The organism is Bacteroidales bacterium, assembly GCA_012517825.1.
In the GTDB taxonomy this organism is placed as follows: domain Bacteria; phylum Bacteroidota; class Bacteroidia; order Bacteroidales; family JAAYUG01; genus JAAYUG01.
On sequence record JAAYUG010000180.1, the window covers coordinates 1 to 20,760 of the forward strand.

The 20,760-nt window shown below is 45.6% G+C and carries 18 protein-coding genes; 12 read left to right on the top strand and 6 right to left on the bottom strand.

Features of this window, described 5'->3' with window-relative positions:
- Positions 1–184 precede the first annotated feature (184 nt).
- Positions 185–652, top strand: a complete 468-nt coding sequence (locus GX419_12520; protein ID NLI25518.1) for a hypothetical protein — start codon at positions 185–187, stop codon at positions 650–652.
- 11 nt (positions 653–663) lie between these two features.
- Positions 664–1,152 carry a hypothetical protein gene (locus GX419_12525; GenBank protein NLI25519.1) on the top strand — a complete coding sequence of 163 codons (489 nt, stop codon included), beginning with the start codon at positions 664–666 and terminating at the stop codon, positions 1,150–1,152.
- A 257-nt stretch (positions 1,153–1,409) separates the two neighbouring features.
- On the opposite strand, the gene GX419_12530 is transcribed toward GX419_12525, so the two are convergent.
- Positions 1,410–2,438: a LacI family transcriptional regulator gene (locus tag GX419_12530; GenBank protein NLI25520.1), complete on the bottom strand. Its 1,029-nt coding sequence runs from the start codon at positions 2,436–2,438 to the stop codon at positions 1,410–1,412.
- 195 nt (positions 2,439–2,633) lie between these two features.
- Between GX419_12530 and GX419_12535 the strand changes: the two genes are divergently transcribed.
- Positions 2,634–3,638 (top strand): methylcobamide--CoM methyltransferase, encoded by a 1,005-nt coding sequence (locus GX419_12535; protein NLI25521.1) that lies wholly within the window; start codon positions 2,634–2,636, stop codon positions 3,636–3,638.
- Positions 3,639–3,680: 42 nt separating this feature from the next.
- Here the strand turns inward: GX419_12535 and GX419_12540 are convergent, their stop codons facing one another.
- A complete protein-coding gene (locus tag GX419_12540; protein ID NLI25522.1) occupies positions 3,681–5,594 on the bottom strand; it encodes a RecQ family ATP-dependent DNA helicase in 1,914 nt (637 codons plus the stop codon).
- Positions 5,595–5,694: 100 nt separating this feature from the next.
- Here GX419_12540 and guaB point away from each other — a divergent pair, with 100 nt between their 5' ends.
- The 5 genes from guaB to GX419_12565 are packed head-to-tail and all read left to right on the top strand — an operon-like array spanning position 5,695 to position 13,025.
- Positions 5,695–7,170: an IMP dehydrogenase gene (guaB, locus tag GX419_12545; protein NLI25523.1), complete on the top strand. Its 1,476-nt coding sequence runs from the start codon at positions 5,695–5,697 to the stop codon at positions 7,168–7,170.
- 40 nt (positions 7,171–7,210) lie between these two features.
- The gene (locus tag GX419_12550; protein NLI25524.1) at positions 7,211–9,172 is read left to right on the top strand and encodes a hypothetical protein; all 1,962 of its coding nucleotides are present in this window, start codon (positions 7,211–7,213) and stop codon (positions 9,170–9,172) included.
- Positions 9,173–9,211: 39 nt separating this feature from the next.
- A complete protein-coding gene (locus GX419_12555; protein ID NLI25525.1) occupies positions 9,212–10,129 on the top strand; it encodes a hypothetical protein in 918 nt (305 codons plus the stop codon).
- Positions 10,130–10,134: 5 nt separating this feature from the next.
- A complete protein-coding gene (locus GX419_12560; GenBank protein NLI25526.1) occupies positions 10,135–11,493 on the top strand; it encodes a peptidylprolyl isomerase in 1,359 nt (452 codons plus the stop codon).
- Positions 11,472–13,025 carry an organic solvent tolerance protein OstA gene (locus tag GX419_12565; protein NLI25527.1) on the top strand — a complete coding sequence of 518 codons (1,554 nt, stop codon included), beginning with the start codon at positions 11,472–11,474 and terminating at the stop codon, positions 13,023–13,025. Before GX419_12560 ends, GX419_12565 begins: the two co-directional genes overlap by 22 nt.
- A gap of 233 nt (positions 13,026–13,258) precedes the next feature.
- Here GX419_12565 and GX419_12570 read toward each other — a convergent pair whose 3' ends face one another.
- The 4 genes from GX419_12570 to GX419_12585 form a co-directional block, all read right to left on the bottom strand.
- Positions 13,259–13,480: a DUF2795 domain-containing protein gene (locus GX419_12570; protein NLI25528.1), complete on the bottom strand. Its 222-nt coding sequence runs from the start codon at positions 13,478–13,480 to the stop codon at positions 13,259–13,261.
- A 76-nt stretch (positions 13,481–13,556) separates the two neighbouring features.
- Positions 13,557–14,114: a cob(I)yrinic acid a,c-diamide adenosyltransferase gene (locus GX419_12575; protein NLI25529.1), complete on the bottom strand. Its 558-nt coding sequence runs from the start codon at positions 14,112–14,114 to the stop codon at positions 13,557–13,559.
- 22 nt (positions 14,115–14,136) lie between these two features.
- On the bottom strand, positions 14,137–14,880 hold the full coding sequence (locus tag GX419_12580; protein NLI25530.1) for an ABC transporter ATP-binding protein: 744 nt from the start codon (positions 14,878–14,880) through the stop codon (positions 14,137–14,139).
- A 58-nt stretch (positions 14,881–14,938) separates the two neighbouring features.
- Positions 14,939–15,754 (bottom strand): hypothetical protein, encoded by an 816-nt coding sequence (locus GX419_12585; protein NLI25531.1) that lies wholly within the window; start codon positions 15,752–15,754, stop codon positions 14,939–14,941.
- A gap of 128 nt (positions 15,755–15,882) precedes the next feature.
- Here GX419_12585 and recG point away from each other — a divergent pair, with 128 nt between their 5' ends.
- The 4 genes from recG (at position 15,883) to rsxC (ending at position 20,758) form a co-directional block, all read left to right on the top strand.
- Positions 15,883–17,988: an ATP-dependent DNA helicase RecG gene (gene recG, locus GX419_12590; protein ID NLI25532.1), complete on the top strand. Its 2,106-nt coding sequence runs from the start codon at positions 15,883–15,885 to the stop codon at positions 17,986–17,988.
- A gap of 126 nt (positions 17,989–18,114) precedes the next feature.
- Positions 18,115–18,534, top strand: a complete 420-nt coding sequence (locus GX419_12595) for a SoxR reducing system RseC family protein (GenBank protein ID NLI25533.1) — start codon at positions 18,115–18,117, stop codon at positions 18,532–18,534.
- An 8-nt stretch (positions 18,535–18,542) separates the two neighbouring features.
- Positions 18,543–19,406 carry a Fe-S cluster domain-containing protein gene (locus tag GX419_12600; GenBank protein NLI25534.1) on the top strand — a complete coding sequence of 288 codons (864 nt, stop codon included), beginning with the start codon at positions 18,543–18,545 and terminating at the stop codon, positions 19,404–19,406.
- Positions 19,407–19,429: 23 nt separating this feature from the next.
- Positions 19,430–20,758, top strand: a complete 1,329-nt coding sequence (rsxC, locus tag GX419_12605; GenBank protein ID NLI25535.1) for an electron transport complex subunit RsxC — start codon at positions 19,430–19,432, stop codon at positions 20,756–20,758.
- Positions 20,759–20,760: the final 2 nt, after the last annotated feature.

Below are 20,760 nucleotides of genomic sequence, written 5' to 3' on the forward strand. Positions count from 1 at the left end.
AATAAAATCACCATTTGATGTTTTGTAATTTTTTTGGTAGATTTGTTTCAGGGACGTAAGCAATTCAAATGCTGAAAAATGAAAAAAAAGTGCACAATGCATTCCAATTTGGATGTATAGATGTACCTAAATGGTAATTAATGTGTATATATAAACAAGTTATATGCCATTTTAAAAGAAGACGATGCGAACATTTTTAGACCAACCAGAAGCGACATTTTATCACGTTACGACAGTTGAAAATTGGGTGACAATTCAAACCAATGGATTAAACTCAAATGCCGGACGACTTTTTGTTTCAAGAATTGGAGAACTTCCTGTTCTTCTTGCAATAGCCTTTGAACAATTGCCCGAAATTTATACAACCGAAGAAATTGTTTTCATTAAACTACCTCAATCAAAAAATAATTTCACTGCTGAAGAACTTAGACCTGACAATCAAGCTGGTGTCGAATGGACACAGCCTTTTCAAAATATTATTCTTCGCAAACACATTCCGATTGAAAACATTGAACTGATGATGAAATTGCATTTGGGACAAGAACCACAAAGGACATTTACGATTAACTATTTGACCCGAATTGCAAATGCAGGGCAAGAGAATTATCAAAATCACAGCATTACAGAACGAGCGACTCAAATTAAATATTAAACTATAGAAATATGACAACAATAGAATTTTTACCAATGAATAAATTTTCAGTTTTAAAAGTCATTCAAATAGAAGGGCCAGAATGGAATTGGTTCACTGGATATTTACCATATTTAAGGACTTTCAATCCTAAAGTTTATGATTCACAAAAGGGAGACTTCCTCGATGAGAAAATTCTTGATACAGTGAAACAAACTTTACCAAAATCATTCTTGAGATTCAGCGAAGAAATTCTTTTCAAAGGACAACTTGATGATAGATTAAGGACTTTAGAAGGTGGTTCAAGAAAGAATGTAACTATTCAATTCTTTCCTTTAATTCCTTACGAACAGGCACCAACTATGATAGGCAGACAGTTTAGTGCATACCCTATCGGGTTTGATTTGCGACTTCTTTTAAAAGAAGGTAGTGAAAAGAAACACAATATACTTGACTTTTTTCTATGTAACATACCATTTGACAAAATTGACGACATAGTAAAGACGATTAAACCTATATGACAAAAAGAAAAACGGCATATAACATCATATAAATTTTATTGGGGCGGAATTGCCGATTTTATTGTGCTTGCTTCTAATTTAGCTCTTAACGGCGCGACAGGGGATCGCTTCCAAATCCCCAACAAAACTTATATGTACCGTTATGGGGCATTAAAAAACGCACTAAATTACTGAAACCCGATACAAATTTACTACTCCAGCCTGCATTCACTCAGCAACACAAACGCCCTTTGTTGCCGGTGTTTAAGCCCCTTAATTCATCGGTCCGGAGGGCGAAAAGTGGAATTTCTGATGATAAGATCGGATTCCAGGCCGATTTTTTCGCCGCAGGTAAGCGATTTGTTTCCTCTTATCATATCAATGAGCAGTTCCATGGCTTTCATTCCCATCAGATAACCCGGTCTGCTTATGGTTGTGAGTGCCGGCGATATATACGAGGTAAACGGTTCATCGTTGAAACCTGTTACGGCTATGTCATCAGGGACTGAAAGTCCGGCTTCCTGAAAGACTTTCATAACAGCCATGGCAGAGCAGTCGTCGGTTACCACCACGGCATCAGGGATTGGTTTTAGTTGCAGAAGATGACGTGCCGCTTCCACCGATGTTGAAATGGACATGCTGCCATGAATGATCAGTTCCTTTCGAATAGCCATACGCTTTTTTTTCAGCACGTCAGTATATGCCTGATAACAAATTCTTCCAACGGAATAATATTCCAGGTTGGTGATCAGTGCAATCCTCCGGTAGCCGCAACCAGTCAGAAAATCCATCAGAGATCGCACCGATTTGTAGTTATCCGTAATAACGGCGGCGACATCCATTTCAGGAATATCTCTTTCAACAAAAACCAGGGGAATTCCATTGCCTGAAATCTGCTGATACCTTCTGATGTCAATTGTGTCAATGGCCGGGCATATAACCATGCCTTCAGCCCGTGCCCATACAAAATCATCAATTGCTTTCTGTTCATTGCCTGACTGATCATACGAATAGCTGATCAGCAAATGATAGCCGTGCTCCTGTGCCACGATGTTCATGCCATTCAGTACGGTAGAAAAATAATGATTCACCGGTTCCGGAAGGATAACCCCGATGTACCCTGTTTTATTCTTCAACAGCCCAAGAGCCAGCGGATCAGGTTTGTATTTCCATGACTCTGCCAGTTCTTTCACTTTTCGCCGGGTCTCTTCGCTGACCTCGCCTACGTTGCGCAAGGCCCTTGATACAGTCGAAATGGAAATATTAAGTTCCCGGGCAATGTCTTTCAGGGATGTTCTTCTGCTCATAAAAATATGTTATATAACATAAAAAATATTCCACAAACCTTACCGCAAACCTTTGCGGTAAAATTAATTAAATTATTGATAAATAGAAGGTTGTTGACGCAAACTTTTCTTTATTTTTGAAGCAAAGCTATGCGGCATCGTCATGAAGCCGGAAGAGAAATTCAGGTTGTATACAGGAACATGAGGTCGAAAGGTATGAATATCAGCATGCAGCAATGGACAGAAGAGGTAATGAAAAGCCCCGCCAGAAAAGCCATTCCCATCCTTACGCATCCGGGTATACAACTGATTGGCAGAAAGGTGTCGGATGCCGTTACCAACGGATATGTCCATTACTGTGCTATAAAAAGACTGCAGGAGGAATTTCCTTCAGCCGCTGCAACTACCATCATGGATCTGACCGTGGAGGCGGAAGCATTTGGTTGCCGGATCCGGCTGGAAGAGAATGAAATTCCCGCGGTGGCTCTTCCTGTAATAAATAAGGCAGACGATATCAAAGGCCTGAAAATACCTTCCCTTCTGACAGGAAGAATCCCTGAATACCTGAAAGCAATGCAGCTGTCGGCAGAGAACATCACCGAAAAACCGGTGTTTGGCGGCTGTATAGGTCCGTTTTCCCTGGCCGGAAGACTGATGGGCATGACGGAAATTATGACCGAAATGTTTCTTAATCCTGATGCGGTTTTTTTGTTGCTGGAAAAATGCACTCTTTTCCTTCTCGGATATGCCAGAGCGATTAAAGAAACGGGAGTTCAGGGCATGATTATGGCCGAGCCGGCAGCAGGCTTGCTGGCATCTGATCAGTGCGATGCTTTTTCTTCTTCGTTCATCCGCCGAATTGTTGAATCGGTTCAGGACACGAATTTTCTTTTTATTCTTCACAACTGCGGCAATTCAGGGCAATGCACGGCCAGTATGGTGGAAACGGGAGCCGGGGCACTGCATTTTGGAAATGCCATCGACCTGCAGAAAGCAATCAGGGAGGTTCCTGAACATATTCTGGTAATGGGCAACCTTGATCCGGTTGCTGACTTCTGCATGGCAACACCGGAGGAAATGCTGGAAAAGGCAATCAACCTGCTGGAAAAGGTTGGAAAGAACAGAAACTTCATTCTGTCATCGGGTTGCGATGTGCCACCTCAGGCGCCATTGGCAAATATCCGGGCTTTTTACCGGGCTCTCGAAGAGGTTCCATCGTAATAACAACATCCGGGTGTTTACCAGGTGACGGATCAGATTTCTTTATTTCCCTTTCCAGTGAAGCAGTCCTTGATCATCATAGGCCAGGTCACGCTGATCGATCAGCCATTGGACCACCGACACAACTTTGTCTTCAGCAAACAGATGCGCCGTTTCGTCAACAAGGGCTTTCAGAGTCAGGGGGCCTTGTTCCAGTTTTTCCTTAACAGTTTGTGAAATGCTGTTGAATTCGTAGTTGCTCAGACCAATGGCATTTCTTCGTTCGCATACATCGCACTGCCCGCATCGTTCAACATCCTTTTCTCCGAAGTAATTCAGCAAAAAGACACTCCGGCAGGTAGTTTTTCCTTCAGCATAGGTAATCATTGCATCAAGTCTTTCAATGTACCTTGCTTTCCGCGCTTCATAATTGCTGGTCGAAATAAAGAGAGCTTTATCTTCGAGCCGTTCTTCGGTAAAGACGATAACGGGGTTTGTGCGGCGCGGAATGTAGTGCAGTATTTTCTGCTGCTGAAGCTTGAGAAGGTACTGGTACACATCTTCTCTTGTCATTTTGGCCCGGGAAGCCAGCAGGTTTTCGTCGATGGCAACATACTGGGTAAAAAGACCGCTGTAGGAGCGCAGGATGAGTTTGATGAAACTGTCAAAAGCCTCATTGGCTACCTGGAATTTGTAGAGGTCGTCCCGTTCCACCAGAAAATGCAGTTGGGAAGGCATGTTGAGGTCATCGGTAAGTTCGATGTATCCTTCCTGTTCGAGTACTTTCAGTGCGTTATAGGCAACCAGGCTGTGCAATTGGTATCTTCTGCAGAAGTCGAACAGGTCAAAGTCAAATGCCTGTCCTTTGGCTCCGCCTACCGGAACCTGGAAGTAATTGCCAAGGGCGGTATATACCCTGCGGATGGTTTCCAGTTCAGGAAAGTTTACCGGGATTCGTTTTGTGGCATTGGCCTTGTCGGATGGGTGAAACAGAAGAATGGCCCATGCTTTTTTACCGTCGCGCCCGGCTCTTCCGGCCTCCTGAAAATATGCCTCAGGGCTGTCGGGCAGGTCAAAATGAATTACGAAGCGCACATCGGGTTTATCAATTCCCATTCCGAAAGCATTGGTGGCCACTATAATCCGTATTTTGCCCTGTTTCCACAACATTTCCTTTTCGGTACGGAGCTGATTGGAAAGTCCTGCGTGATAAAAATCGGCTGAAATTCCCTGGTGAATCAGATAGTCGGCAATTTCGCGCGTGCGTTTACGGTTCCTCACATAAATAATTCCCGAACCCTGAATGTTTTTTGCAATGCGCAGAAGGTACTCCTGTTTGTTTTCAACCTGGCGCACCAGGTAAACCAGGTTTTTCCGTTCAAAGCTCATGCGGAGGATATTCTTTTCACGGAAACGGAGCTTTTCCATGATATCCTCGGCTACTTTGGGTGTTGCTGTAGCGGTAAGAGCCAGTATTGGGGCATCGGGCAGAATATCGCGCAGTTCGGCAATCCGCAGGTAGGAAGGCCTGAAATCGTAGCCCCACTGGCTGATGCAGTGGGCTTCATCGACCACAATAAAACTGACCGGCATTTTTTCAACACGGGCGCGGAAGATATCGGTACCCAGCCTTTCAGGGGAACAGTAAAGGAACTTGAAATCGCCGTAAACGGCATTATCGAGGGCAATGTCGATTTCCCTTCGTGTCATTCCTGAATAAACAGCCAGTGCCTTGATTCCTTTTTGTTTCAGTTGTTCAACCTGGTCGCGCATCAGGGCAATGAGCGGGGTTACAACAATGCATATTCCTTCCCTTGCCAGGGCAGGCACCTGGAAGGTAACGGATTTTCCTCCTCCGGTAGGCATCAGGCCCAGGGTGTCATGTCCGCCGGCAACCGACCGGATGATTTCTTCCTGCATGGGCCGGAAGGCCGAATACCCCCAATACTTCAACAAGATGTTACGGAATTGTTCCATTAGCCAGTTTATTAACTTTTTCCGGCCTTGTAAAGTTCATTCAATTCGTTGATACTTTTTTTTGTAATTTGGCACACTCGAATTTAACAAATATTTAGCGATGTCATTTCTCAGAGATAAAGTTACTGACGAAGGTTTAACCTTCGACGATGTGTTGCTGATTCCGTCCTATTCGGAAGTTATGCCGCGTGAGGTTAATATTTCCTCCCGGTTCAGCAGAAATATTCCCCTGAATACTCCGATTATATCGGCGGCAATGGATACTGTTACCGAAGAAAAACTGGCTATAGCCATTGCAAGGGAAGGAGGAATCGGGGTGATTCATAAAAACATGAGCATTGAAGAACAGGCAATGCAGGTGCGCAAGGTTAAGCGTGCCGAGAATGTAATGATTTTTGACCCGATTACCATTCACCCCGAAAATACGGTTTCGGAAGCTCTTAATCTGATGCAGGAATTTAAGATCGGAGGAATTCCCGTTGTAAACAATGAGGATATTCTGATTGGTATTATTACCAACAGGGATCTGCGTTTTGAAACCAATCCGCGACGCCCGGTCGGGGAAGTTATGACCCGCTCCAACATTATTACCACCAACCAGGAGACCAACCTGGAGAAGGCTGCACAGATTCTGCAGAGGCACAAGATAGAAAAACTCCCCATTGTAGATGAAAAAGGGAAGCTAATTGGTCTGATTACCTACAAAGATATTACCAAATCGAAAGACAGGCCCAACGCCTGCAAGGATGGAAAGGGCCGGCTCAGGGTGGCTGCCGCAGTGGGAATAGCTTCCGACACGCCGGAACGTGTTGAGGCACTCAAGAATGCTGATGTGGACGCTGTTGTTATTGACACGGCGCACGGCCATAGCAGGGGAGTCATTGAGATGTTGCGGCTTATCAAGAAAACATGGCCTTCATTGGAAGTTGTTGCCGGTAATATCGGAACGGCAGAGGCAGCAAAAGCTCTTCTTGATGCAGGTGCTGATGCGGTGAAGGTCGGTATAGGCCCTGGTTCCATCTGCACCACCCGAATCATTGCCGGTGTCGGGATTCCCCAGCTTTCGGCCATTTATGAGGTTTACAGGGCCCTCAAAGGTACTGGCATTCCTATCATTGCCGATGGCGGGATACGGTATTCGGGAGATATTGTCAAAGCTCTTGCTGCAGGAGCCGATACGGTTATGGCAGGGAACCTTTTCGCCGGAACGGAAGAGTCTCCGGGTGATACCATTATATACAACGGCCGGAAATATAAATCGTACCGCGGCATGGGATCTATTGAAGCCATGCAGAAAGGTTCAAAAGACAGGTATTTTCAGGATGTGGAAGATGATATTAAAAAACTGGTCCCCGAAGGGATTGAAGCACGTGTGCCTTATAAAGGTACCCTTTCGGAAGTAATCTACCAGCTTATCGGTGGGCTCAGGGCCGGAATGGGTTACTGTGGTGCAGGAAATATTGATGAACTCCACAATGCACGCTTTATACGGATTACCTCTTCCGGCATTATTGAGAGTCATCCCCATGATGTTTCCATTACAAGGGAATCTCCCAATTATAGCCGTGAATACTAAACATTCTTTCCATACCGTTATTTTCTCAAAACCTTTTCTTATGGTGAAGTTCTATCAGTGCGTACTTGCATTTTTTCTGCTACCATGCGCCATTCAGGCTCAGGATGAAATTCTCATGCGGATTCATGGTAAACCCGTTACAAAATCGGAATTTGAAAGAATCTATCATAAGAACAATGCCCAGGAAAATGCATCCGACCCGGCGCAAATACGCGATTATCTTACCCTGTTTGTCAATTTTAAATTAAAGGTAACGGAAGCCGAGCAACTGGGGCTTGATACCCTGGCATCGTTCCGCCAGGAGCTTCAGGGATACCGCGATCAGCTTGCCAGGTCGTACCTGAAAGATACTATTGCCGAAGAGGAATTTGCCCGGCAGGAATATGAACGCATGAAATGGGAAGTGAAGGCGGCGCATATTTTTGTGCGTTTTCCGATTGATGCCGCACCGGAAGATACATTGAAAGCATGGAACAAACTGGCCGAAGCCAGCCGCAGATTAAAGAAAGGGGAACCCTTTGAAAAGGTTGCCCGTGAATTGTCGGAAGATCCATCCACTGCCCCAAATGGAGGGAGCCTCGGTTATTTTACCGCTCTTTCCATGATTTACCCTTTTGAAAATGCGGCCTACAGTCTTCAACCCGGTCAGATTTCCGCTCCGCTTCGCAGTTCGGCAGGGTATCATCTGATCAAACTTTATGAACGTCGCCCCTCAAGAGGGGAGGTTCGTGTGGCCCACATCATGAAAGCCGTGCCCCGTGGAAGCGGCGACTCAGCATTCGTAAAGGCTGAAAAGGAAATTGCGGCGATTTACGATAGTTTACTGGCAGGAAAGGATTTTTCCGAGATGGCTTCCCGATATTCCGACGATAAATATTCGGGCATGCAGGGTGGAGCCTTGCCCTGGTTTGCGGCCGGCCGGATGGTTCCTGAATTCCAGGAAGCAGCATTCGCCCTGCAGAATCCGGGCGAAATAAGCAAACCCATAAGAACCCCTTACGGATACCATATTATTAAACTTCTGGAAAAACGAACCCTGGCCCCTTATGAGGAACTGCGCAGCGCACTTAAAAATCAGATCAGTCAGATGGGCTTTTCCTCCGTAGTGCAGGAAGCTACCAGCAGAAAGCTTAAAGCAGAATATGGTTTTACAGAATATCCCGAAGCCCTGAAAGCATTTTATCAGGTTATTGATTCCAGCTTCCTGAAAAATAAGGAAAAATGGGGGATAGACCATTTCAAAGGGATGAACAGCATTATGTTTACCATAGCAGATGAACGTTATACGCAGCAGGACTTTGCCCGTTTTATACTGGACAGAGGGCAAACCCGCAAACGCTATAACCCCTATTATTTTGTCACAAGTCTGTACAAGGATTTTACCGAAAATATGCTGCAGCAATACCAGAAGAATCATCTTGAAGAAAAATATCCTGAATTCCGGTATCTGATGCAGGAATACCATGATGGAATTCTGCTCTTTGATCTGACCGATAAGGTCGTCTGGTCAAAAGCGGCCACTGATACGGCCGGGCTGGAAGCGTTCTATAAAAAGAATATGAAGAAATACCAGTGGGGCGAGCGGCTTGATGCAGCAATTTATACCTGTAAAGACAGCACAACGGCTCTGAAGGCAATTAAACTGGCACCGCAACGTGAGAAAAAAAGGCTCTCTGCCGAATGGCTTGCGGCAAAAGTTTGTCCTGAAGATACTGCCCGTTCCTGTGTGAAAATTGAAGAACTAAAAGTTGAAAAAGGTGACAATCCGGTAGTGGAAAAAGCCGGATGGTCAACCGGAATTTCCGGCCTCATACCCGACAATGGGAAGGTGGTTTTTGTTGTGAAAAGGAAAATGATACCGCCTTCGCAAAAAACGTTGCAGGAGGCTCGCGGTCTGGTTATTGCCGATTACCAGGATGAACTGGAAAAACGATGGGTAGAGGAATTAAGAGCGAAGTACAAAGTTGAAATCAATGAAGAGGTATTGGGTAAGGTGAAATAGAAATAGCATCTGTATTTACAAAGCAAAGCGGTAACGATTATGGATCGTTCGAAGAATATACTTTCTGAAGCATCAGGTAAAACCTGCGCGGGATTAATGCCTGCCGGGAAACGCATCTGTTTTCTGGTTCTTTTGTTAGCAGTTCTTGCAGGTTGTTCCAGAAGCAGAAAAGATCTTGGCAAACCCGTTGCAATGGTAGGGAGCAAATATCTGTATGAATCACAGCTACCCGCACTGAGCGGCCCCGGCATTTCTGCCCAGGATAGCATCCGTATCCGAAAATCCTATATCGACAAATGGATACGCCGGCAGCTGCTTCTCGAAAAAGCAGAGCAAAACCTCACCAGTGAACAGAAAGACGTAACAGATCAGCTGGAAGAATACAGGGCATCCCTGCTTATTTACAAATATCAGGATATGCTGATGAGACAGCAGATGGATACCATTGTTTCTGAAGATGAAATTCAAAAATATTATACAGAACACAGCGGAAGCTTCATTCTTAATCAGCCTGTCTTCAAAGGGCTTTTCCTGATGCTTCCCCTGAATGCTCCTAACCTGCAGAAAGTGAGGGAATGGACGCGTTCCCCCAATGAAGAAAATATCAAAAACCTCGAAAGCTATTGTTTTCAGTACGCCAGGAAGTATGATTATTTTAATGACCAGTGGACCTATTTTCAGAATCTTTTGCTGCTCGCCCCCGGCCTTAAACTCAATCCGGAGCAGTTTCTGAGGGCATATAAATTCTATGAATACAGCGATTCATTGAATATTTATATGATCGGTATCCGGGATTACCTGCTGCCGGGTGCAGTTTCTCCCCTTGATCTCGTCAGGGATGATATCAGGGCCATTTTGTTGAACCGGCGAAAGCTCGAATTTATAAAAGACCTCGAAAACAAAATTTATAATCAGGCATACGATAAAGCCAAAGTGAAAATTTTTGAAAATAAGTAAACATAATGAAACGATTACTCAGGCGGTTGGTATTTAATGGTGTGGTTTTTCTTTTACCTTATGCAGTCAGCGCACAGTCGTATGTGCTTGACAGGTTGGTGGCAGTGGTTGGGGATGAAATCATTCTTCAGTCGGATATTGAAGGTCAGTATCTTCAGATGAGAGCACAGGGAATGATTCCCGGCCCGGATGCAAAATGTCAGATTTTCGAAAGCCTTCTTGAGCAAAAACTTCTTGTGGCACAGGCAAAAGCCGACAGCATTGAAGTTACCGACAACAGCGTGCAGATTGAACTGGATCAGCGAATGAGCTATTTTGTCAGCATTGTTGGCTCCGAGAAGGCTCTTGAGGAATATTTCGGGAAATCCATTCTCGAGATTAAGGACGACTTCCGGGAACTGATAAGGGAAAAACAGCTGACCGAGAAAATGAAGGACAAGATTACAGGTTCGGTAAAGATTACACCTTCGGAAGTGAAGGAATTTTACCGGAGCCTGCCCAAGGACAGCCTGCCGGTTATCCCGGTGCAGTATGAGGTTCAGCAGATAGTGGTCAATCCTGAAATTCCGGAGGAACTGATACTGGATGTCAAAGACCGTTTGCTCAGTTTGCGGAAACGGATTCTCAACGGCGAAAGTTTTGCCACACTGGCGGTGCTGTATTCAGAGGATAAGGAATCAGCCATGCGGGGAGGAGAAATCGGCTTCATGGCAAAAAGCGACCTGGATCCGGAATATGCCAAAGCCGCATTCAGCCTTAAAGAAAACGGAGTTTCCAGTATTGTGGAATCCGAATTTGGATTTCATATTATTCAACTAATTGAACGCAAAGGCGACAGGGTGAATACCCGGCATATTCTCATGAAACCAAAAGTTCCTGCCGATGCCATTGAAAAAGCAAAAGGGAGGCTTGATACCCTGGCCCGTTACATCAGAAACGATTCCATTTCATTTGAACAGGCAGTTTTTCGCTATACCATGGATGTTAATACGGCATTGAACGGAGGGCTTGTCTTTAATAAACAAACAGGAAGTTCCCTGCTAACCCTTGAGGAATTTACACCCGAAGAAAGAGTATGGCTGGAAAAACTTAAACCAGGCGAAATTTCAGACCCGATTGTTACCAAAAACGATAAACAAAAAACCGTGTTGAAAATAATCAGGCTGAAGAGAAAGGTAGAGGAGCACAAGGCAAACCTGGATATGGATTATGTGATGCTGCAGAATGCCGCCCTCTCCCAGAAGAAAAATAAAATTCTGGAAGATTGGATACGGGAAAAACAAAAAAATACCTTCATTCAGCTCTTCGGACCATTAAAGCAGTGCCAGTTTCATTACAGCGGATGGATAAAAAGCGGTGTTTAAACCAGGCTTTTGTTTGTTTCCGGTCGTTTGTTCTTCTTTTCCTGTTGACCGGACCGGTTTTTCTGCCAGGATGTGGCGTGGCCATGGCACAGCAAACCAGGCAGATTGAAATTCTGCATGCCGAATCAATCGAATTTGACAAAGCCATTGGACCTAATACCCAGCGCCTGATCGGAGACGTTGTCTTTAAACACCAGGAAGTAACCATGAACTGTGACAGCGCCTGGTTTTACGCATCGACCAATAGCCTGGATGCTTTCGGACATATTCACATCCGACAGTCAGATACCCTGAATCTATACGGCGATTTACTGCGCTATGAAGGAAATACCCGTATGGCCCGCATGCGGAACAACGTGCGGCTTATCGATAATCAGACTGTACTTACTACCAATTCACTTGATTATGATCTTAAAAACAGTGTAGGCTTTTATACCGGAAAAGGAAAGATTACCAACGGGGATAATGTTCTGGAAAGTGAAAGAGGGTACTATTTTACCCGTACCAAAAATTTTCATTTCAGCAGGAATGTTCTGATTACCAATCCGGACTATACGATTAACGCAGATACACTCCGTTACAATACAGTTAGCCGCATTGCTTACTTTCATGGCCCGACAAAAATTGTCTCCGACAGCAATACCATTTATTGTGAAAACGGATGGTACGATACCCGGTTTGACAAGGCGCAGTTCAACAGGAATGCCTTTCTGAGTTCGGGTAAACAATGGATTACCGGCGACAGCATGTATTACGACCGCAGGGCCGGATTCGGAAAAGCTATTGCCAATGTATCGGTTTTTGATTCGGTTCAGAAGGTACTTCTGAAAGGGCAATACGGAGAGTACACCGAAAGACCTCAGAATGCCATGCTCACCGACAGCGCCCTTTTTATTCAGATATCAGGGCAGGATTCCCTGTTTGTTCATGCTGATACCCTTCGCTCGGTTGAAGATACGGTAGCACAGACCAAAACACTTTTTGCCTATTACAAAGTTAAAATTTACAAAAGCGATATGCAGGCAAAGTGTGACTCATTGACGTATTCCACTGCCGACAGTACATTCCGTATGTATGGCACTCCTGTTCTCTGGAGCGACGAAAACCAGCTCACATCCACTTTCATCGAAATCAGAACAAGGTCAAACCGGCCTTATCGTATTGATCTTTATCAGACTGCTTTTATCGCTTCCCGGGAGGATTCGTCGAAATTCAATCAGATCAGAGGAAAGAATATGACCGGCTACATTGATGAAGATGGCAAGTTATACCGCATTGATGTTACCGGGAATGGCCAGTCGGTTTATTATACCAAAGACGGCCCCGATATTGTGGGTGTTAACTCTGCTGAAAGCACGGATATGGTTATTTATTTGAAAGACAGAAAAGTACAGCGTATAGCGCTCCTTACCAAACCATCAGGTACCATTTATCCTCCCGGCCAGGCTCCTGAAGAGGAACTGATTCTTAAAGGATTCTCCTGGCTTGAAAAATTCCGCCCCAGGACAAAAGACGATATTTTCTTCTGGTAAGCCACCCGGATTGAGCATCAGGATCGAAGCGAACTAATGCGCAGTGGTTTTGCCTTTGACGCGGGCATTCTGGCAAACCCCGCTGAAACGAAATGAAAGCCGCATGAAAGGCGATTTGTGCATAAGCCCGGAACTTCCTCCAGTTAAAAAAAGAAACAGAACCTTTTGGGGGTTCTGTTGCTTATTCTGTATGTCTTTGATTCCAAAGAAGATATTCTGGCCTGTTGGATATATCAGTATTCGTCCTCGTTGAAAAAGAAATCGTCTTTGCTTGGGTAGTCAGGCCATATATCTTCAATACTTTCGTAAACTTCGCCTTCGTCTTCAATTTCCTGAAGGTTTTCAATGACCTCAAGAGGAGCACCCGAACGGATTGCATAATCAATCAGCTCCTCTTTTGTTGCCGGCCAGGGAGCATCTTCAAGTTTTGATGCCAATTCAAGTGTCCAATACATAGTCTTTCAGTTATTTGCGTTATTATACTTCAGGCTCGTAAAAAGGGTTGCAAATATATAAAAAAATTTACATCAATCACAACTCAGGTTTCCATAGCGTTTCTTTTCCTCCGCAAGTGTATAACAAATATCGTGCAAAAACAAAAAGAAAATCAGCAAGTCTGTTCAGATAGCGAATGATAACATCCTCCACTTCCTCGTTTCCTTCCTGTGCCAGGGCGATAACCCTTCGTTCGGCACGCCGGCAGACATTGCGGACAATGTGGCAGGTTGACGCAAGGGGGTGCCCTCCCGGAAGGATAAAGGATTGTAATGGTTCCAGTGAAGATTCCATCCGGTCAATTTCCTGCTCGAGAAAGAGAATATCGCTTTCATCCACACGCGGCATCCGGACAAGCAGTTCTTTTTCGTCACATGCCAGCCGGGATGCACAGGCCATCAGCCGGTCCTGCACTTTCAGCAACAGGGTCTGGTCATTTGGCAGGGGAACCTGATCATGCAGGAAGCCTATCCATGAAATAAGTTCGTCAACCGTTCCGTATGCTTCCACGCGGACGTTGCTTTTCCACACCTTTTTCCCTCCCACCAGGCTGGTCAGGCCCTTATCTCCTTTTTTTGTATAGATTTTTCCCATGGATCCTTTATTGAGGGGTCTTTCAGGAAGCATTGGACGAGTTGGAATTCTCTGCTGTGACCGGCTCATCAACAACAGGATGTTCATTGATTGTGTCCGATTCAACTTTCCCATCGCGAAGCCTTACTATACGGTGGGCATGACGGGCAATATCTTCTTCGTGCGTAACAAGTATAATGGTGTTTCCCTTCTGATGAATGTCGTGAAAGAGGCTCATGATTTCGATTGAGGTGCGGGAGTCGAGGTTTCCGGTGGGCTCATCAGCCAGTATGATGGAGGGGTGGTTAACCAGTGCTCTGGCAATGGCCACGCGCTGCCTCTGCCCGCCGGAAAGTTCATTGGGCCGGTGGTGCATACGGTCTGCAAGTCCGACGCTGACCATCACTTCTTCGGCACGTTTGATGCGCTCTTCTTTCGAAAATCCGGCATATACCAGAGGAAGCATAACATTTTCCAGAGCGGTATACCGGGGTAACAGATTAAAGGTCTGAAATACAAAACCGATTTCCTTGTTTCTGATTTCAGCCAGTTCACTGTCGGGCTGCTTGCTCACATCTGTTCCGTTCAGAATGTAAGTTCCGCTGGTAGGTGTATCCAAACAACCCAGTATATTCATCAACGTCGATTTCCCTGATCCTGAGGGGCCCATTATGGCAACATAGTCATTTTTGTTGATTTCAAGGGAAACTTCCCGCAAGGCTCTGACGATAATTGTCCCGATGCGGTAGTTTTTTACAATTTTCTCCAGCCTGATTAATGTGCTCATGGTTTCAGATTAGTGAAGCGAAATTAGTCGTTTATATTAACAAAAAAAGAAAAACCGGTCAAAATCTGATCCGGAAATGCTGTTTCCACAAACCGGGCCGGAAAAGCAGAATACCCATTGAAAACAGGTCGAGGCTGACCCTCACTTCCGGCCGGGAAGTCAGTTCTTTCCAGGTAGTATACATTTCTTCCGACCATCGTATATCATCAAGAACAATAACACTTTCAGGATGCATATGGTTCATGATCTTCTCCACAATGCGCATAGTCCCCGAGGCAGAATGGTTTCCGTCAATAAAATATAGGCAGGGAATCGGTTCATCAGGAAAAACCATATGAAAGGTTTCTTCAAACAACCCCACAACTGAATGAATGTTAGTGTTCCCGGTTTTCTCAAAAATGGTCTGAGCCCTCCGGGCCAGCCAGGGATTTCCTTCAACTGTATAGACCGGCACTGAAGGAATTGCCGTGGCAAGATACAATGTTGAAATTCCTGTGCCTGTGCCCCATTCAATAATTCGTTCCGGCCTGGCAAACCTGACAAGCCTCGTAAGCATCCTGCCATAACGGGGAGAGATGGAAGCGGTGCGGACGAAGGTCCTCAGGGTTCGTTCCTTCCGTTTTCGCCTGGAGCCGGCCCCCGGATCAGGACCCGGTATGGGGCTGAAATCGTTCAGAATCTCTCTTCTCACGTTTTCAACAGGTTCAAATTCCCTCCGGTCAGAACAGTCAGTAAACACTTCTTCTGCCATCCTGAAAAGAAAAGGAGAATGAATGCCATGTCCATGGTAGTGGTTCGTTCCCAGACGATACCTGGCAAAATCAATTGACCGCTTGATAAGAAAGGACATTTCCGAAATTTCCTTTTTCGTCATACTATAATTTCACTTTTTAAGGTATGATGGAACCCACATGTCGGTGATTTAATTCCGTTGTGTTTGTGTTTGTAAAACATGCGGGTTTCATTACCTTTAGGGCTGACTCTGGGTTGATCAAATGAACTATGCAGGATTTTCTGGACCAAGATATTAAATTTCTGCCAGGAGTAGGGCCCAAGCGTGCGGAACTTCTCAACAAGGAACTGGGCATTTTCACGTTCAGGGATCTTTTGTATTATTTCCCATACAAATATGTTGACCGGACGCGCTTTTACACCATTCGTGAAATCACCCCGGACTTTCCGATGGTTCAGATCAGGGGTACCTTCGTCAATTTCAGCATGGCCGGTAAAGGAAGCAGCAGAAGACTTATAGGTCTGTTTACTGACAATACCGGAGTTCTTGAGGTAGTATGGTTCAGAGGACTAAAATGGATAACCCAAAGCATTAAACCGGGAAAAGAATATGTTCTGTTTGGAAAACCAACCCTTTTTGCCGGTAAGCTGAATCTGGTCCATCCGGAAATAGAAGATGCTGCTGTGCGGGAAAATCAGGTGAATACCGCTTTGCAGGCATTTTATTCCACCACCGAAAAGCTGAAGGAAAACTTTCTGCCTTCGCGCGCCATTTTGAAACTGCAGAACAGCCTGATCAAAATGGCTTCGGGAAAAATTTCCGAAACACTGCCATCATGGCTGACAGAAAAATACCGCCTCATGCCCCTGTATGATGCCCTGGTTCAGATTCATTTTCCGGAAAATGCAGACCAGCTTGCCAGGGCAAGGTACCGTCTTAAATTTGAGGAATTGTTCTATATCCAGCTGAACATATTGTTGCAGAAAAATCTTCGAAGCAAACGAAAGAACGGATTTGTATTTGCCTCAGTGGGAGAGCATTTCAATACGTTTTATCACCGCCATTTGCCCTTTGAATTAACCGGCGCTCAGAAAAGGGTTCTGAAGGAAATACGAAAAGACCTGGGATCCGGATTTCAGATGAACCGGCTTTTGCAGGGTGACGTGGGAAGCGGCAAAACGCTGGTTGCCCTTATGTCGATGTTGCTTGCCATCGATAACGGTTACCAGGCCTGTCTGATGGCACCGACGGAAATCCTGGCAAACCAGCACTACAAGACGTTGTGCAGGTTTCTGGGCGACATGCCCGTAAATATTGAACTTCTTACCGGATCGACAAAGCCGTCCGACCGAAAACGAATTCATCAGAATCTTCGGAACGGCACCCTGCACATTCTGGTAGGAACCCATGCTCTCATTGAAGAAACGGTGCAGTTCAGTAATCTCGGCCTTGTCATTATTGATGAACAGCACCGTTTTGGCGTAGCCCAGCGCGCCAGGTTATGGGAGAAAAACGTCAGTCCTCCCCATGTCCTGGTGATGACAGCCACGCCAATACCTCGTACCCTGGCTATGACGCTTTACGGAGATCTGGACATTTCAGTGATTGATGAATTTCCGCCGGGGCGTTTACCCGTTAAAACAATTCACCTGAGGGATTCGGCCAGGTTGCGGCTATTCGGTTTCCTGAAAAAGGAAATCGAAAAGGGAAGACAGGTTTTTGTGGTTTATCCCTTGATCAGCGAGTCGGAAAAGATGGATTACAAGGACCTGGAGGATGGATACGAAAGTTTTGTAAGGGCTTTTCCTCCTCCCCAATATTCAGTTGCCTGTATTCACGGCCGCATGAAGTCTGAGGAAAAGGAGGAGACCATGCAATACTTTGCCCGTGGGCAGATCCATATTCTGATTGCGACAACGGTGATAGAAGTGGGTATGGATGTTCCGAATGCCAGTGTGATGGTAATTGAAAGTGCCGAGCGGTTTGGATTGTCGCAGTTGCATCAGTTGCGCGGCCGGGTGGGTAGAGGAAGCGAACAGTCCTACTGCATTCTGGTAACCCGTGATGACCTTCCGGAGGATGCCCTGAAACGGATTGAAATCATGACCCGAACCAATAATGGATTTGAAATTGCTGAAGAGGATCTCAGGCTTCGCGGACCGGGGGATCTGGAAGGCACACGGCAGAGCGGCATACCCTTTGAGCTGAAAATTGCCGACCTGGCACAGGACGGTAAATTGCTTCAGTATGCGAGAGACGTTGCTCTTGACATATTGAGGGAAGACCCTTTGCTGGACCAACCGCGCCACCAGATTCTCAAAGCAGGTATCAGAGCCCAGAACAAAAACAGAGCATACTGGGGCGGAATCAGTTAGAGGTTTTTCTGATTTTTTATTTAAACTAAAAATAAATTAAACAAGGTTCGCTTATTTTTACGTTATAAAACATAACGAAATTCAACTTACTGTATAATTTTGGGCCTTGTCTTTTGGAAGTGAGGTATGGATAATTCCGGTATAATTGAACATGCCGGTGTTGTGAGCAAAATAGAAGGTCACCGCATCACCGTGTCGATTCTGGCACAGTCGGCCTGTGCTGCCTGCGGGGCTAAAAATCTCTGCTATATTGCCGAACAGAAAGAAAAGGAAGTCGAAATAAACGATGATTCCCGAACATATCATGTTGGCGAAAACGTGAGTGTTTTTATGAAACAATCTTCCGGTTTGCGCGCGGTGTGGTATGGTTATTTCATTCCTTTTCTGGTTATGCTGGCGGGTTTGATTTCCGGTAATTACCTTTTTACCAGGGAATGGCAGACCGGGTTATTTGCCATTGGAATTATCATATTATATTATATTTTTCTGTACTTTTTACGGAAACGGATAGCTGAGAAATTCACGTTTTACATTAAAAAACTATAATCAGGGGAATGGGAAGTATAATTCTCTACACGGTTTTATCGCTCAGTGCACTGGCGGCAATTTCTGCAGTAGTTCTGCATTTTGTAGCTCAGAAGTTCAGGGTATATGAAGATCCGAGGATCGACGAGGTTGAACATACCTTACCGGGTGCAAATTGCGGAGGGTGTGGTTTTGCAGGCTGCAGGAATTTTGCCGAGGCTCTTGTAAAGGCCGAGACGCTTGACGGATTGAACTGTCCGGTAGGAGGGGAGAGTGTGATGAAGGAAGTAGCCAGGATACTGGGGAAGGAAGCCGGGGCGCAGGCTCCTCTGGTAGCGGTTGTGCGCTGCAACGGAACGCCTGAATACCGGCCACGCACCAACGTTTATGATGGCGTAAAAAGTTGTGCTGTTGCCCATCTTTTGTATACCGGCGAAGGCGGATGTCCGACCGGATGCCTTGGCTATGGCGATTGCGTCGATGTATGCCAGTTCGATGCCATTCATATGGATCCGGAAACAGGATTACCCGTGGTGACAGATGATAAATGCACGGCCTGCGGAGCCTGTGTGAAAGCCTGCCCCAGAAATATTATCGAGCTGAGGAAGAAAAACAAAAAAGACCGTAAAATCTACATAGCCTGCGTCAATCAGGAAAAAGGTGCTATCTGTATCAAGAACTGCAAGGTGTCATGCATTGCTTGCGGGAAGTGTGTGAAAGTGTGTCCGTTTGATGCGATTACAATGGAAAACAACCTTGCTTACATCGATGCTGAGAAATGCAGGCTTTGCCGTAAATGTGCGCCGGAATGCCCGACTCATGCCATCCTTGAAATCAACTTTCCTCCGCCCAAAGCAGCCGAAACAACAGAAGCCAAGGAACAATCTGCATAAACTATACATAAGTTAAAACAGCCGTGTTGAGAACATTCAAAAAAGGTGGAATTCATCCGGAAGAAAACAAGTTAACTGCCGGTAAGAAAATCCGGGTGCTTCCGGTTCCCGAAATGGTTCATTTGCCGGTAATTCAGCATCTGGGAATGCCGGCCCGCCCGCTTGTAAAGAAAGGTGACAAGGTGAAAACAGGTCAGCTTATTGCGGAAGCTGATGGTTTTGTTTCTGCCAACGTTCATTCACCGGTTTCAGGTACGGTCAGCAAGGTGGACCTGATGATGGATGCCGGTGGTTACCGAAAAATGACCATCAGTATCCAGACCGAAGGCGATGAATGGATGGAAGAAATTGACCGAACTCCCCAGCACAAACCCGATATCAATCTTCAGCCTGAGGAAATCCTGAAGAAAATTGCTGCGGCAGGCATTGTTGGTATGGGAGGGGCAACGTTTCCAACCCATGTTAAGCTGACCATTCCCAGGGGAAGAAAGGCTGAGTCGGTTATCATCAACGGAGTGGAATGCGAGCCATTTCTCACAAGCGACCATGCGCTGATGCTGGAAAAAGGTCCTGAAATTTTTACCGGCATTAAAATCCTCATGAAAGTACTGGGAGTTAATCAGGCTTTTGTGGGTATCGAAGCCAATAAACCCGATGCCATAAAGCTTTTCCGCGACCTGGCTATGCGGCATATTGGCATCTCTGTTGTTCCACTTCGGGTGAAATATCCGCAGGGAGGCGAAAAACAACTGATCAAAGCTGTTACGGGCCGGGAGGTACCGTCAGGGAAACTGCCCATTGATGTTGGAACCGTAGTGGTAAATGTCGGGACTACCTATGCCATATACGAAGCTGTTCAGAAGAACAAACCGCTGATTGAGCGGGTCGTTACGGTTACGGGAAAACAACTGCCAAATGCCGGAAATTTTCTGGTAAGGATTGGTACACCGATTGAAAAACTGATTGAGGCAGCGGGAGGGTTACCACAGAATACCGGCAAGGTACTTTATGGTGGTCCAATGATGGGTAAAGCTCTCCCGTCAACGGATATTCCTGCAGGGAAAGGATGCTCGGGCATACTGGTTATGCCTCTTGAAGAATCCCGGCGTCACGAAATGAAGGTGTGCATTCGTTGCGCCAAATGCGTCCAGGCATGTCCTATGGGGCTGGAACCCTATCTCCTGATGGCCATGAGCGAACGAAGATATTTTGATCGCATGGAAAATGAGAGGGTTATGGATTGCATTGAGTGTGGTTCCTGCAGTTATATATGCCCTTCTGACAGGCCTTTGCTTGATTATATCCGTTTGGGTAAATCTGAGGTTAATAAGATAATTCGTTCAAGAAAATAGAA

Excerpts from the sequence above, each read along its gene's own strand:
- GX419_12600 (NLI25534.1), top strand. The coding sequence starts at position 18,543 with ATGGGAAGTATAATTCTCTACACGGTTTTATCGCTCAGTGCACTGGCG.
- GX419_12540 (NLI25522.1), bottom strand. The coding sequence starts at position 5,594 with ATGGAACAATTCCGTAACATCTTGTTGAAGTATTGGGGGTATTCGGCC.
- GX419_12560 (NLI25526.1), top strand. The coding sequence starts at position 10,135 with ATGAAACGATTACTCAGGCGGTTGGTATTTAATGGTGTGGTTTTTCTT.
- GX419_12575 (NLI25529.1), bottom strand. The coding sequence starts at position 14,114 with ATGGGAAAAATCTATACAAAAAAAGGAGATAAGGGCCTGACCAGCCTG.
- guaB (NLI25523.1), top strand. The coding sequence starts at position 5,695 with ATGTCATTTCTCAGAGATAAAGTTACTGACGAAGGTTTAACCTTCGAC.
- GX419_12565 (NLI25527.1), top strand. The coding sequence starts at position 11,472 with ATGGATAAAAAGCGGTGTTTAAACCAGGCTTTTGTTTGTTTCCGGTCG.
- recG (NLI25532.1), top strand. The coding sequence starts at position 15,883 with ATGCAGGATTTTCTGGACCAAGATATTAAATTTCTGCCAGGAGTAGGG.
- GX419_12520 (NLI25518.1), top strand. The coding sequence starts at position 185 with ATGCGAACATTTTTAGACCAACCAGAAGCGACATTTTATCACGTTACG.
- GX419_12530 (NLI25520.1), bottom strand. The coding sequence starts at position 2,438 with ATGAGCAGAAGAACATCCCTGAAAGACATTGCCCGGGAACTTAATATT.
- GX419_12535 (NLI25521.1), top strand. The coding sequence starts at position 2,634 with ATGAATATCAGCATGCAGCAATGGACAGAAGAGGTAATGAAAAGCCCC.
- GX419_12595 (NLI25533.1), top strand. The coding sequence starts at position 18,115 with ATGGATAATTCCGGTATAATTGAACATGCCGGTGTTGTGAGCAAAATA.
- GX419_12525 (NLI25519.1), top strand. The coding sequence starts at position 664 with ATGACAACAATAGAATTTTTACCAATGAATAAATTTTCAGTTTTAAAA.
- GX419_12550 (NLI25524.1), top strand. The coding sequence starts at position 7,211 with ATGGTGAAGTTCTATCAGTGCGTACTTGCATTTTTTCTGCTACCATGC.
- GX419_12555 (NLI25525.1), top strand. The coding sequence starts at position 9,212 with ATGGATCGTTCGAAGAATATACTTTCTGAAGCATCAGGTAAAACCTGC.
- GX419_12585 (NLI25531.1), bottom strand. The coding sequence starts at position 15,754 with ATGACGAAAAAGGAAATTTCGGAAATGTCCTTTCTTATCAAGCGGTCA.
- GX419_12580 (NLI25530.1), bottom strand. The coding sequence starts at position 14,880 with ATGAGCACATTAATCAGGCTGGAGAAAATTGTAAAAAACTACCGCATC.
- GX419_12570 (NLI25528.1), bottom strand. The coding sequence starts at position 13,480 with ATGTATTGGACACTTGAATTGGCATCAAAACTTGAAGATGCTCCCTGG.